This window comes from Streptomyces sp. NPDC058877 (assembly GCF_042742855.1).
Lineage (GTDB): Bacteria > Actinomycetota > Actinomycetes > Streptomycetales > Streptomycetaceae > Streptomyces.
The window spans coordinates 1-12,801 of the sequence record NZ_JBHYMF010000190.1 but is presented as its reverse complement, the minus strand read 5'-3'; the positions used below and the strand labels follow the sequence as shown (position 1 = coordinate 12,801).

Here is a 12,801-nt window from a genome sequence, read left to right as displayed (position 1 = left end):
CCCCCCGGGGCCGACCCCTTGCCTGCGGGCCGCAGGAACTCAGGCGTTGATACAGGTGTTGCCGAAGGACGGGTTCAGCGCACCGATGAGGTTCACGCTGTTGCCGCAGACGTTGATCGGCACGTGGATCGGGACCTGCACGACGTTCCCGGAGAGGACGCCCGGCGAACCGATGGCCGCACCCTGCGCGTCCGCGTCCGCGAAGGCGGGCGACGCCGCACCCATGGCCATGACGATTCCGGCGACGACGGCCGCAGCCTTCTTGCAGTTCATTTCGTCTGGATCCTTTCCTCGGCGGAAAACATTTCCGCTGCACAGAACACAACGAACATGCCTCACAAAGGAAACACGAGCGACGACGACGCGTTCCCTTTCACTCCATTGCGCGCAGCAAACGGGGCCGGCGGGAACACGATTGCTCCCACCGGCCCCGTTCGCACGGAAAACGGATCAGCTGTTGTAGGCGCCGTTTCCGGAGAGGACCGGGATGTCCTCGACGAGGTGCGACAGCGGCTCGTCGCCCTTGGCCTGGGTGGAGTTCTCGGTGCACTGCTGGTTCTGCGGGGACGACAGCACGTTGACGTCCTGGACGGCAACCGGAACCAGGACGCCGACGAGGGAACCGAGGTTGCCCTTCACCGGGGCACCGAGGCAGAGCTTGTTGAGCGAGCCCTGGACGGCCGAGAACTGCGGGCTCATGTCACCCGTGGTCTTCGAGTTGCCGAAGGACTGGTGCGCGCCGTTGCCGGAGAGCGAGGTGGTGCCGCCGTCGTCGGCGATGGCGAGCGCCGGAGAGGCCGCCGCAGCGGAAGCGCCGACGATGGAGGCCGTAAGGGCCGCGGCCGCCATGATCTTCTTGTTCACGGTGATTCCGTTCCTGTTCCCACCAATCGACCTGATTGATGCGACCGGATCAACTGCGGTCACTGACCGTTGGTTCCGGCGCTTCACTCGTTCGACTGGGACCTCGTTCTGCGCCGTCACGCGCGCTCCCCCAGGGGGGTGACACAGCGGAACCCTGGCGTCCGAAGGCCTGTTGATCAGGTCGCTCCCTGCACGGAGCCGGTTCTAGAAGGGAACTCCCGTGATCAAGAAGGTTATGGCCACCGCGGCCGCAGCCGTCTCCATCGTCGGCGCCACCGCCGCCGTGGCCTCCCCGGCGCTCGCCATCTCCAACGACGGCGGCACCACGTCGCTGTCCGGCAACGGCGCGCACCAGGAGTTCGGCAACTCCGCCACGTACGGCAACATGAGCCCGCAGTTCGCGCTCGTCCAGGGCTCGCTCAACAAGCCCTGCATCGGCCTGCCGGCCAAGCTCAACGCCGGTTCGCTCGTCGGCGTGGTGCCGATCGCCGTCCAGGACATCAACGTGCTGTCGTCCCCGCAGAACCAGCAGTGCACCGAGAACTCCACCCAGGCCAAGGGCGACGAGGCTCTCTCGCACATCCTGGACGACATCCCGATCCTGTCGGGCAACGGCGTCGGCAACAGCTGACGTTCCGTCCGAGCACGACGGCGTTCACACGTCAGGGGCCGCCCCTCCGGGGCGGCCCCTTTCGTCTTCCTCGGTCGTTCCTACCAGTTCGGCCAGACCGGGGTCGCCATCAGGCGCTCCCACTCCCGGTCGGGCATCCCCGGCACCGCCCGGCCCGCCTGCACCCACTGGGCCACCAGGGCGGAATAAAGGGGAAATGGAGTACGGTCGGCAGGGGGTGGGTCACTCACATACCGGCTCTTCGGAATGAAGGCCATCCGTTCCCATTTTCCGGGATCCGGCGCCATCTTCGCTCCTTCCGCTGCGATTCCCGCATCATTACACAGGCGTCGCGGGAGAGTGATTCGTCCGCCCCAACTCGCGTGGCGCACCTCTGTGCGAGCAGGTCGAAATACGGTGCGGAGATGAAATTCCCGCGCCCCCGTCCCGCTCGACGCCCGCTGGTCGCCGCGGCGACCCTCGCCGCCCTCACCGCCCTCTTTCCCGGGGCCTTCGCAGGCGCCGTCTCCGTCGCGTCCCGGGACCTCCCCGCTCCCGAGAGGGGGCTGAACCTCCTGGTCGTCGGGCTCGACGGCCGAAAGGGGGTCACCAAGGAGGAGAAGGAGCGCTTCCGGCTCGGCGGGCAGGGGTGCGACTGCACGGACGTCATGATGCTCGTGCACGTCTCGGCGGCCGGCGACCGCGTCGAGGTCGTGAGCCTGCCGCGGGACTCCCTGGCATCGCTCCCCGGGGAACACCGGGACCGGCGCACCGGGAAGGTGCACGCCCCTCATCAGGCGAAGATCAACAACGCCTGGGCGGAGGGCGGCCCCGACCTCACGGTCGAGACCGTCGAATCGATGACCGGTCTGTCCGTGCACCGCTATCTGGCGGTCGACTTCCGACGCTTCATGGACACCGTGGACCAGGTCGACGACGGGGTGCCGATCTGCACGGAGCAACCGCTCAAGGACCCGGCCACCGGCCTCGACCTACAGCCCGGGACGAAGCGGGTCGCCGGCGGCGAGGCGCTCCAGTACGTGCGGTCGCGGCGGGCGGACGGGCAGATGGACTTCGGCCGCATGCGCAAGCAGCAGCGGTTCGTGGCGAACGCACTGGGCCGGCTCCGTGACGGCGTGCTCGACGCCCCGGGGCGGCTGGGGGAGGTCGCAGCGACCCTCCGCGGGACGGCGGCGGGCGAACGGGGGATCTCGACCGCGGAGCTGCTGGCGCTCGCCGCACGCCTGCGGAACCTGCCACCGGAGCGCACGGAGTTCGCGACCGTCCCGGTACGGGGCTTCAACGCGAACGTCGAGGGCGTCGGATCCACGGTCGCCTGGGACGAAGAGGGGGCCGCGGAGGTCTTCGGGCGGCTGGCCGAGGACCGCCCCCTACCGGCCGCCGAAGCCGTCGCTCCGAGCGAGATCCAGGCCGCTGCCTACCGGCCGGCCCGGGGAGCTTCGCTCATTTGCCCGTAGTCCGTCCGGTGGACTTCCCGGAACCTCCGGACCTCTCACCAGTTGATCAGCGCGGTTCGACACTCAGCGAGCCAGAAACCGAAAGGCCTGAACCATGAAGAAGCTGTTGGCTACGGCTGCAGTGGCCGCGTCGGTCCTCGGCGCGACGGCCGCGGGTGCCGGGCAGGCGCTCGCGATCGCCGACGACGGCGGCACCACGTCGCTGTCCGGCAACGGCGCGCACCAGGAGTTCGGCAACTCCGCCACCCACGGCAACATGAGCCCGCAGTTCGCGCTCGTCCAGGGATCCCTGAACAAGCCCTGCGTCGGCCTGCCGGCCAAGGTCAACGCCGGTTCCCTCGTCGGGCTGGTCCCGATCGCGGTCCAGGACATCAACGTCCTGTCCTCCCCGCAGAACCAGCAGTGCACCGAGAACTCCACCCAGGCCAAGGGCGACGAGCCGCTGTCGCACATCCTGGACGACATCCCGGTCCTGTCGGGCAACGGCGCCGGCAACAGCTGAGCAGCGCAGCCCGGTACGGTGCGGCCCCGCCGCCCCTCCCTCGGAGGGGACGCGGGGCCGTTCCCCGTTCCGGGCCGGGGTCAGAGCCGCCGGCGCAGTTCGACCGGGTCGGTGACCGGGGCGTCGCAGGTGAAGTGACGGCACACGTACGCGGCGGGCCCCCCGGCCACCAGCGGCCGGTCCTTCAGCAGCGGGAACTCCTCGCCGTCGGGGGCTCCGACGGCGAGGACCGCTCCCGGGGCGGTCGCCGCCAGGGCCGTCCGACGCAGTTCCTGGAACGCGGGATCGGCGGCGTCGCCGACGACGGCGATCTCGCGGGGTCCGTCCAGGAGGGCCTCGGCGGTGGCCAGGCCCCAGCCGATGAAGCGGGGCACGCGCGGCCCGAGGGCCTTGACGACACCGAGGGCTCCTTCGGCGGCGGCTCGATGGGCCTCGGAGCCGGTGTGCGCCGCGTACGACAGGAGCGCTCCGGCAGCGGCGGTCCAGCCCGACGGGGTGGCGTTGTCGGTGGGGTCCTGGGGGCGTCGGATGAGGCGCTCGGCGTCGTGGGCGGTGTCGTAGAGCGCGCCGCCCTCACCGGTGAAGCGGTCGAGGACGAGGTCCAGGAGGAAGCCGGCGAACTCCAGCCAGGCGCCCTCGCCGGTGACGGCGGCGAGGGCGAGGAAGCCCTCGGCGACGTCGGCGTAGTCCTCCAGGACACCCGTGTTGGTGCCGGCCCGACCGTCCTTGGACGTACGGGTGAGCCGGGCGGTCTCGTCCATGTGGACCCGGACGAGGAGGTCGGCGGCCTCGGTGGCGCGGTCGACCAGGTCGGGGCGGTCGAAGAGGGCGCCGGTCTCCGCGAGGGCCGCGATGGCAAGGCCGTTCCAGGCGGCGACGACCTTGTCGTCGCGGCCCGGGCGCTCGCGCTCCTCGCGGGCGGCTCGGAGCCGGGCCTCGATCGAGGCGATCCGGTCGGCATCGACGGGGCCCGACTCCTGCGGGAGCCGGAGGACGGAGCTCCCGTGCTCGAAGGTGCCGTCCTCGGTGACGCCGTAGTGGGCGGCGGCGAGGGCGGCGTCCTCGTCCCCGAGGGCCGCGGACAGTTGCGCGGGGGTCCACACGTAGTAGGCGCCCTCGACGTGCCGGCCGCCGCCCTGCTGCGGACGCGCTCCGTCCGGTGCTTCCTGCTCGGAGTCGGCATCGAGTGCGGAGGCGAAACCGCCCTCGGGGGTGCGGAGTTCCCGGACCATGAAGTCGGCGGTCTCCAGGGCGACCCGGCGGGCCAGGTCGCTGCCGGTGGACCTCCACAGATGGGCGTACGCCCGGCACAGCAGGGCGTTGTCGTACAGCATCTTCTCGAAGTGCGGGATCAGGGGTCCTCCGGTCGCCGGCGTGAGCACGTACCGGTGGAAGCCCCCTCCCAGCTGGTCGTACAGGCTCGACCGGGCCATCGCGCCGCACAGCCCCTCCGCCATCTCCCGTGCCGCCACGGAGCCGGTCCGGGCCTGGTGGCGCAACAGGAACTCGACCACCATCGAGGGCGGGAACTTGGTGTCGCCCCTGAACCAGCCGCTCGCGGGGTCGACGTCCCGGGTCAGCTGAAGGAGCGCCAGCGCCTGGGTCTCCTCGGTGGGCGCCCCGGTGTCGCCGATGGTCAACTCCCGCTCGGCGAGGTCTCGGGTGATCTTGCCCGCCACTTCTCCGACCTCGTCCCGCCGGTCCGTCCAGGCGCGGTGCACGCCTTCGAGCACCTCGCGGAAGGCGGGCGTGCCGTGACGGGCCTCGGGCGGGAAGTAGGTGCCGAAGTAGAAGGGTTCCCCGTCCGGCGTCATGAACACGGTCATGGGCCAGCCGCCCTGTCCGGTGGCGGCCTGCACGGCCTCCATGTAGACCGCGTCCACGTCGGGCCGTTCCTCGCGGTCGACCTTGACGGACACGAAGTGCTCGTTCAGGTACGCGGCGGTGCCCTCGTCCTCGAAGGACTCGTGCGCCATGACATGGCACCAGTGGCACGCGGAGTATCCGACCGACAGGAGGACGGGCACGTCGCGCCGTTTCGCTTCCTCGAACGCCTCCGGTCCCCACGGCCACCAGTCGACCGGATTGTCGGCATGCTGAAGCAGATAAGGCGAGGTCACACCAGCCAACCGGTTCATACGCCCCAGCCTCTCACGCCGACACGGCCCTGCCGGTTCGGCCCGCAAGCCCCCTCCCTACTTGGCCGATTTGCACTCATGCGCCATCACGTGGTGGATGCGGATCGCCCCTTTTGCACCCAGGTCGCCCGGCGGACACTGGAGGTTCTGCCCCGACCCACAGCCGGTGCCCGACTGGAAGCGGGCAGTACGCTGAGTCGAGCAGCACCGCATCCTCGAAGGAGGTACTCCATGTCCGCCGAGATGGTGGCGCCCGCGTGGATGCATACGCAGATCAGCGCGGAGCAGTACGACTCCTGGTCCGAGGAGCAGTGCGCCGGCATCGAGATCGTGGACGGGATGGTCGTCGTGAGCCCGAGCGCCTCCAAGCGGCTGGGCCGGCTGGCCCGGCTCCTGGCCAATGCCCTGGACACCGCCGCGGGCCCGGACTGGAACGCCGACACGGACTTCGACGTCCGCCTGCAGGACGTTCCACTCACCAACCGCCGGCCAGACGTCATCGTCTACCGGGCGGAGACCATCGACCTCACGCCCACCCGCCCCGAGCACGTACTCCTCGTGGCCGAGGTCGTGTCGCCGGGTTCGGAGACCACCGACCGGATCGTGAAGATGGATCAGTACGCCAAGGCTGGGATCCCCTTCTACTGGCGCATCGAGCAGGCCGCCACCGGCGTCCCGATCGTCTACACGTACGTCCTCGACCCCGCCACCAGGGCCTACCGAGACGGCGAGATGTTCACCGGCACCGTGAAGGCCACCGCCCCTTTCTCCATCACGGTCGACCTTGGGGATATGTAAGGACCCTGCTCGCTCGGCGCCAGCAAGGTGCTACAGACAGCCTCTTCTGACTACCTACGACGATCACGGTGTAACGGGCAACCAAGACGAGGAGGCAGCCGGCGCAGTCGCGCTGGGCATGTATGGCGTCACCCGTGACGACGGCTCCTGCCAGGACAGCGATGTTGTCCAGCAGATATTGGAACCAGGTCAGACAGGTCACCACCCGTGAGATGGCGAGAGACAGGAACAGCCCATACTGAATCAGACCCGCGGGGCAATCAAACGCGCTAAGATCCTCGCACGATTACCTGGGAGATCGCGCGGTGGCCACGCGACCAAGGCGATGGTTCCGGTTTCATCACTTCCGACCCAGTGCGACGCAGATGCAACAGCGAAAACAGGCACGGTCGGCTCGACACTAGTTGAGGGGACACGATGGACAATGCTTCAGGACTACCAGAATTCTGGAAAGAATTCAGTTCACTGGGGCAGGAAGTTGATTATTTCGTGACCGCCCGACTGTTCGATGGAACGCCCGCGGTGTGGCCTCAAGAGCTCAGCTACATCAGATGGAGGCATCTGGTTGCAACCGAACTGGGCGTGGACCCAATGGCCGTCCAGCTAGTCGGAAGTGCCCGCCTGGGCTATTCCATGAACCCGAAGAAGAACTTCAGAAGGTTTCGCGAAGGCTCAGACTTGGACATCGCGGTGATCTCGCCAGAGCTATTCGACAAGGCATGGGCCGAACTCAGAGAGATAATCGAGGACGACCTCTTCTCCGGAAATAAGAACTACCTGCGCAAGCTGGTTTTTGAGGAATGCATCGCCCTCGATATCGTGCTGCCACGATTGTCCTTCGGTGAACAGTGGTCACGATCCAGGGATCTCTTCATCCAGGATCTCGGTAGCACCTTCAGCAACTGCGAAGTAAATTATCGACTGTACCGCAACCATAGGTCACTCAGAAACTATCAGCTGAAAAGTGTGAACATCGCGCGAGATCGCGCGATCGAGGAGGGCGTGCACCATGGCTGACCACGGACTCAAGTTCGAGATCGAATCGAAAACGGTGGCAGAGTTCCGATCGCTAGACAAATCCGGCGAACTGATCCTCCAACCTGAGTACCAGCGAAAGGCCGTCTGGCCCGATCGCGCCAAGGTGTCACTCATGGAGACCATCCTCCTCGGGTATCCGATCCCTGAGATCTATCTTGCGTATGAGACATCACCGGAAGGGGAACAGACCGCATCCGTTGTCGACGGCCAGCAGCGCCTCACCTCCCTTCTCGAGTTCCTTAATAACAAGTTCCCGCTGGACGAATTGGAAGACGAGAAGCTAAGCGAGAAGTTCGAGGGGAAGTTCTTCAAGGAGCTGCCCGACGATGTACGTCAAGAGTTCTTCCAATATCGCTTCCCGATTCGGCGCCTATCCAATCTCGCCGACGAGTTCGTGCGAGCAGTATTCGCCCGCGTCAACAGGGTCAACATGGTACTGACGGAGCAAGAGCTCCGAAATGCTTTGCTACCTGGCCCATTCAATGACTTCCTCAAGGACTGCGCAGCCCACGAGGTGAGCTCAGTATCCGGAATTTTCAGCGGCGAACGACGCAAGCGAGGCGGCGACCTGGAGTTCTACGCCGAGGTCTTCGGCAGCTGCATCTTCGGACTATCCAACAAAAAGAATGAACTCAACGAGCGCTATGACAAAATCTCTGCAGATTTCGAGGAATATCAGGACCGCTCGACGGAATTCCTCGACCTTCTGACGCTCCTCAGAAATACCATCAAGTGGGTTGGTCGAACCAGGTGGTCGAACATTGTCGACATGTTCACTCTTCTGCATGTCTCCTGGGGACTACGCCAGGAGCTCAGCAATACTATCCCGGACCGGACGGCTCAGATTCGGGAACTTCTGGACCTGTTCCAGCGCGCAGTCTCCGCCAGGAAGCGCAATGGCGAGAACGGAGAAGCGGCCGGACTCATTTCATCTCTCGCAGCCACGGTCCACATGACGGCCGAGGAAGTCGAGAAGATCATCGATGAGTACACGTCTGGCATCCGAAACTCGTCCGACCTGGGCGCACGTCGAACTCGCTCTCAGCAGCTGACATTGATTCTTGCGAAGTTTCTCAAGAGCTGACGGCTCAAGCCTGTCCGCGCCGAATATCTGACCACGAGCCGGACCGGCATCCCGCGCCGCTCAGCCTCGTCGGGCGCCTCCAGCTCATGGGCTACTGGCCCGCAGGAGCCGCGTGCCGCCTGGAGCCAGGAGCTGTTGCGCGCCGTACGACACCGAAGCGCGAACCAATGAAGGTCGACAAACTCGGACGACGGGGTAGGCGGGGTCAGCGCGCGTCGGCCTCCGGCCGGGGCAGCTCATCCAGGTCGAGGGTGTAGGTCCGCCCGTCGGCTAGCTCGATGGGCAGCTTGCCCGAGCCGTACTTGTGCGTGTGCGCCGCGATGTAGCCGGAGCCGGTGGGCCGAGTGTGGACGACGACCTCCGCGGCGTACGGGTCCACCACCACGTAGACCGGAATGCCGTAGCGGCCGTACTTCGCGGTGCAGTCGTCGTAGTCCTTGCGCGCGGAGGAGACCGACACCACCTCGGCGATCAGCAGCACGTCCTCGAAGCCGTAGCGCTTGCCCTGCCGCTGCGCATCCTCCCGCATGATCGCCAGATCGGGAGCCGAGTTCTCGTCGGCCGGGAAGTCGATGTACACATCGGAGACGGTCTTCGCATGCCGTCCGAACGACAGGATCGTGTCGTACTGCATCGACTTGATGGTGCTGGAGTGCTCCTCGCTCTGCGGAGTCATGACCACCTTCCCGTCGGTACCGAAGAAGACCACGTACCCAGCAGGGAACTCGGTGTGCATGACCGCGTCCACGCTCATCAACAGCTCCTTCCCGTCGCCCTCAGCATATGACGCCCCGGACTCGCATGGGGCGACCACGAAGTGCGTCAGCCCGGATGGTGCCGTGCGCGTGGGCCGGCCGGTCCGCCGCGCACGGCACTGTGGTGCGGGCCGCGCTGCGGCTCCGTGCCCCACTACTCCTCAGCGGTGACAGCGGGTCCGCTGCCCTCCAGGCGCTGGCGGATGGTGGCGTACTCCTCGAGCCCCCACTCGGGTGAGGCGGCCAGCTCGGCCTCCACCCAGGCGTCGATGCTTGCGTCCAGATGCTCATCGTACGTGTCCATGCGGCTACCTCTTGGCAACACCCCAGGTCAGGACTACCTGGTTGTGTAAGTTCACTGGCACCAGTGGCACGCGGAGTATCCGACCGACAGGAGGACGGGCACGTCGCGCCGTCGCGCTTCCTCGAACGCCTCCGGTTCCCAGGGCCACCAGTCGACCGGGTTGTCCGCATGCTGAAGGAGATAGGGCGAGGTCGCACCAGCCAGCCGGTTCATGCGGCCCAGCCTCTCACAGCGCCTGCCGCGACCGGTGAATCACTGACGAGCCCGCCCCACTCGGTCGCATTGCAGTCGCACGCCATCACGTGGTGGGCGACTCCGCCCCCTCCGGGTCGGGCGACCCGGCATCTCGGAACAGTAGGCCGGGCGCAGCGGTGCTGGACCTGCCGAGGCTCCTCGAAGGAGGTACGCCATGTCTCCCGAGATGGTGGCGCCCGCGTGGATGCATTCGCGGATCAGCGCGGAGCAGTACGACTCCTGGTCCGAGGAGCAGTGCGCCGGCATCGAGATCGTGGACGGGATGGTCGTCGTGAGCCCGAGCGCCTCGAAGCGGCTGGGCCGGCTGGCCCGGCTCCTGGCCAATGCCCTGGACACCGCCGCGGGCCCGGACTGGAACGCAGACACGGACTTCGACGTCCGCCTGCAGGACGTTCCCCTCACCAACCGCCGGCCTGACGTCATCGTCTACCGGGCGGAAACCGTCGACCTCACGCCCACCCGCCCCGAGCACGTGCTCCTGGTCGTCGAGGTCGTGTCGCCCGGCTCGGAGACCACCGACCGGATCGTGAAGGTGGACCAGTACGCCAAGGCCGGCATCCCCTTCTACTGGCGGGTCGAGCAGGCCGCCACCGGCGTCCCGATCGTCCACACCCACGTCCTCGACCCCGCCACCAAGGCTTACCGGGACGGCGAGGTGTTCACCAGCACGGTGAAGGCCACCACGCCGTTCTCCATCACCGTCGATCTTGCGGTCATCTGAGGAACCTCCCGGCCGCCACGGACGACGCCCGGCCGGGTTCTTCGGCCAGCACGTACGCTCCCGCGCCCCCGAGCGGAGCCCCTGGCCCGCGAGCAGGGACACGGCGTGGGCGGCGTCTCCGGCCGGCACCGTGCGTCCCCTGCTCCAACGGTCCGTCACGATCGGTACCGCCTGGCCGTAAGTGCGCCCCGCTGGACGAAGGGCACTTGCACAAGGCGCGTGGGACGATCCAGCCGATCCCGTGGTGGGCCGGCTCCGTCAGCCGCGGAGGGAGAGCCCCGTGGCCGCCATCGCGTCGCACCCCGGGCCGAAGGAGTCGACCGTGTGCCCCTGGGTTCGGGGGCCGGGGGCCTTCTCCGGCGCCACGACGTCCCGGCCCGGCGCGTCCGGCCGACGCGTCAGGACGAGCCCTGTGGTCCCCGCCCCGCAGATCACTGCTTCGTGTCGTACCGCCCGTTCCCCCGGCGGTCAGTCCTTCGCCGTAGACGACCAGCACTTCCGGCGCCCGGTGTTCGAGGCGCGCGGCGGACAGCGGACCGGCCCCCAGGGCCTCGGTCAGCCGTGGCCGCAGGAGGAGCAGCACGGGGTCGTTGACGAGCAGGAACGCGGCCCGCACCTGCGGATCGCGCCCGCGTGCGGCCTGACCGGCCCGCTCCATCCCCTCGGGGTCCGCAGGCTGAGCCCGAAGAGCCGGCGGAAAAGGGGCCGGCGGCTTCGGCGCCCGACATCACAGCCGCCCCAGGTGGGCGGGGCTCGGGGTGGAGCGCGTCCGCTGGGGGCGCCGATGCGCCGTCGGCGAGGTGCCGGGCGGCCGGGGCGCCGAGGTGACGCCTCTTATTCAATTAAAGATTGACGCCGTTCAGCGTCAATTTACGAAGATCTTTCGTCAAGTGGCTTTCTAGTCAGAAGATTTGGCGGATGATCATGCTGTCTTCATGCATCCCTCCGGGATAGAACAAGATCACCAAGCGCAACTGCGCCACACCCCACAAGGGAGGCACAATGAAGCGAGTCAGTGCTGCCGTCATCGCGGCTGCCGCTGCCCTCGTCATCGCCCAGTCGCCGGCCGCCACCGCGGCCCCGGGCACCAGCTGGAGCGTTCCGTCCTGCAACCGCGTGGTCGGCGACGGTGCGGTCACCCTCACCACCGACGACGGGGCGACCCTCGCCACCACCACCGGCACGCTCAGGCCCGTCAGTTACACCCGGGGCCTCGTGGCGCTCGACGCCCCCGACACGCTGCTGGCCACCCGCAACGACGAACTCCAGCGCTCCACCAACGCCGGCTGCTCCTGGAACCACGTCGCGACCCTGGGCAGCGCATCGGCGACCCTGACCGCGGGCGTCGGCTCGCGCGCCTTCGCCTGGGAGGTCAACGGGGCCTACCTCGCCCGGATCGACGGCACCTCCGTCACCCCGCTCACCGCCCCGGCGGAGCGCATCATGGGGCTGGGCACCGACTCGGCCGACAGCGACCACCTCCGGGTCGTCGGCGGCGACGGCCGCCTGTACGACTCTCGTGACGGCGGCAGCAGTTGGTCCGTCCTCGGTACCGCCGCGTTCCCCTCCGGCACCGGCATCTACCACGCGGCCTTCGACCCCGCCGACCTCGACCACGTCGTGGTGGGCGCCATGGTGCGGGGCGGCGCGGTGACCACCGACGGCGGAACGACCTGGACGGGGTCCGCCGGCCTGACCTCCGGCACCAGGGCGAACCTGTTCCGGATCGCCGTCTCGCCCGCCGACAGCTCCGTCGTCTACGGCGTGGGCATCGACCTCACCGAGGCGGCCCCCGGCTCCGGCGTCGAGGGCCGGTACCTGTACCGCTCGACCGACGGAGGCCGCACCTTCACCAAGATCGTCGACGACACGGCGGAGCACGACCTGACCAACGGCACCCTGCTCGCCCCCAGCCCGGTCGACCCCGACGTCCTGTACTTCGAGTTCGGCATGTACTTCCAGGACTACGGCACCGACCTGTTCCGCTACGACGCGGGCACGGGTGCCCTCACCAAGACCCACAACGCCTTCGACGGCATCTCCGCCATCGCCTTCAACCCGGTCCAGCCCACGGTGCTGTACCTCGGCATGGAGGAGACGGGCAGCTGGTCCGGCTGACGCGTTCGCCTCGGAGCGGTGGGGCCGGCCCGGGGGTTGCCCGGGCGGCCCCCCCCCGTGTGGGCCCGCCCCCGGGTGGCCCCGCCCCCGTCTGGCCACGCCCCCCGCGGGCCCGGCCCCCCATGGCCCGGTGCGC

Annotated in this window: 13 protein-coding genes and 1 pseudogene; 8 read left to right on the top strand and 6 right to left on the bottom strand. The window is 68.0% G+C overall.

What is annotated here, in order from left to right:
• Nucleotides 1–39 precede the first annotated feature (39 nt).
• Nucleotides 40–273 carry a chaplin gene (locus ACFW2Y_RS29820; RefSeq protein ID WP_384885351.1) on the bottom strand — a complete coding sequence of 78 codons (234 nt, stop codon included), beginning with the start codon at nucleotides 271–273 and terminating at the stop codon, nucleotides 40–42.
• A gap of 177 nt (nucleotides 274–450) precedes the next feature.
• Complete coding sequence (locus ACFW2Y_RS29815) at nucleotides 451–864, bottom strand: rodlin (RefSeq protein WP_384885350.1); 414 nt, start codon at nucleotides 862–864, stop codon at nucleotides 451–453.
• Nucleotides 865–1,084: 220 nt separating this feature from the next.
• Here ACFW2Y_RS29815 and ACFW2Y_RS29810 point away from each other — a divergent pair, with 220 nt between their 5' ends.
• The 3 genes from ACFW2Y_RS29810 to ACFW2Y_RS29800 all read left to right on the top strand — a co-directional run bounded on the left by ACFW2Y_RS29810 (nucleotide 1,085) and on the right by ACFW2Y_RS29800 (nucleotide 3,454).
• Entirely contained in the window at nucleotides 1,085–1,495 is a 411-nt protein-coding gene (locus tag ACFW2Y_RS29810; RefSeq protein ID WP_384885348.1) for a rodlin, read from the top strand.
• A 404-nt stretch (nucleotides 1,496–1,899) separates the two neighbouring features.
• Nucleotides 1,900–2,952: an LCP family protein gene (locus ACFW2Y_RS29805; protein WP_384885346.1), complete on the top strand. Its 1,053-nt coding sequence runs from the start codon at nucleotides 1,900–1,902 to the stop codon at nucleotides 2,950–2,952.
• Between the two features lie 94 nt (nucleotides 2,953–3,046).
• Nucleotides 3,047–3,454, top strand: a complete 408-nt coding sequence (locus ACFW2Y_RS29800; RefSeq protein ID WP_384885344.1) for a rodlin — start codon at nucleotides 3,047–3,049, stop codon at nucleotides 3,452–3,454.
• Between the two features lie 80 nt (nucleotides 3,455–3,534).
• On the opposite strand, the gene ACFW2Y_RS29795 is transcribed toward ACFW2Y_RS29800, so the two are convergent.
• Nucleotides 3,535–5,592, bottom strand: a complete 2,058-nt coding sequence (locus ACFW2Y_RS29795) for a thioredoxin domain-containing protein (protein WP_384885342.1) — start codon at nucleotides 5,590–5,592, stop codon at nucleotides 3,535–3,537.
• Between the two features lie 231 nt (nucleotides 5,593–5,823).
• Here ACFW2Y_RS29795 and ACFW2Y_RS29790 point away from each other — a divergent pair, with 231 nt between their 5' ends.
• The 3 genes from ACFW2Y_RS29790 (at nucleotide 5,824) to ACFW2Y_RS29780 (ending at nucleotide 8,512) form a co-directional block, all read left to right on the top strand.
• Entirely contained in the window at nucleotides 5,824–6,390 is a 567-nt protein-coding gene (locus ACFW2Y_RS29790; RefSeq protein WP_384885340.1) for a Uma2 family endonuclease, read from the top strand.
• 417 nt (nucleotides 6,391–6,807) lie between these two features.
• Nucleotides 6,808–7,407 carry a hypothetical protein gene (locus ACFW2Y_RS29785; RefSeq protein WP_384885338.1) on the top strand — a complete coding sequence of 200 codons (600 nt, stop codon included), beginning with the start codon at nucleotides 6,808–6,810 and terminating at the stop codon, nucleotides 7,405–7,407.
• Nucleotides 7,400–8,512 carry a DUF262 domain-containing protein gene (locus tag ACFW2Y_RS29780; RefSeq protein ID WP_384885336.1) on the top strand — a complete coding sequence of 371 codons (1,113 nt, stop codon included), beginning with the start codon at nucleotides 7,400–7,402 and terminating at the stop codon, nucleotides 8,510–8,512. Before ACFW2Y_RS29785 ends, ACFW2Y_RS29780 begins: the two co-directional genes overlap by 8 nt.
• A gap of 205 nt (nucleotides 8,513–8,717) precedes the next feature.
• On the opposite strand, the gene ACFW2Y_RS29775 is transcribed toward ACFW2Y_RS29780, so the two are convergent.
• The 3 genes and pseudogenes from ACFW2Y_RS29775 to ACFW2Y_RS29765 all read right to left on the bottom strand — a co-directional run.
• Complete coding sequence (locus tag ACFW2Y_RS29775; RefSeq protein WP_384885335.1) at nucleotides 8,718–9,266, bottom strand: Uma2 family endonuclease; 549 nt, start codon at nucleotides 9,264–9,266, stop codon at nucleotides 8,718–8,720.
• Between the two features lie 155 nt (nucleotides 9,267–9,421).
• Nucleotides 9,422–9,571, bottom strand: coding sequence for a hypothetical protein (locus ACFW2Y_RS29770; RefSeq protein ID WP_384885333.1), 150 nt, complete (start codon nucleotides 9,569–9,571; stop codon nucleotides 9,422–9,424).
• Nucleotides 9,572–9,628: 57 nt separating this feature from the next.
• Nucleotides 9,629–9,784: pseudogene (locus ACFW2Y_RS29765) on the bottom strand (DUF255 domain-containing protein); the annotation flags it as partial.
• Nucleotides 9,785–9,980: 196 nt separating this feature from the next.
• Here ACFW2Y_RS29765 and ACFW2Y_RS29760 point away from each other — a divergent pair.
• Together ACFW2Y_RS29760 and ACFW2Y_RS29755 are read left to right on the top strand one after the other, a co-directional pair.
• On the top strand, nucleotides 9,981–10,547 hold the full coding sequence (locus ACFW2Y_RS29760; protein WP_384885331.1) for a Uma2 family endonuclease: 567 nt from the start codon (nucleotides 9,981–9,983) through the stop codon (nucleotides 10,545–10,547).
• A 1,002-nt stretch (nucleotides 10,548–11,549) separates the two neighbouring features.
• Nucleotides 11,550–12,665, top strand: coding sequence for a dispase autolysis-inducing protein (locus tag ACFW2Y_RS29755; RefSeq protein ID WP_384885330.1), 1,116 nt, complete (start codon nucleotides 11,550–11,552; stop codon nucleotides 12,663–12,665).
• Nucleotides 12,666–12,801: the final 136 nt, after the last annotated feature.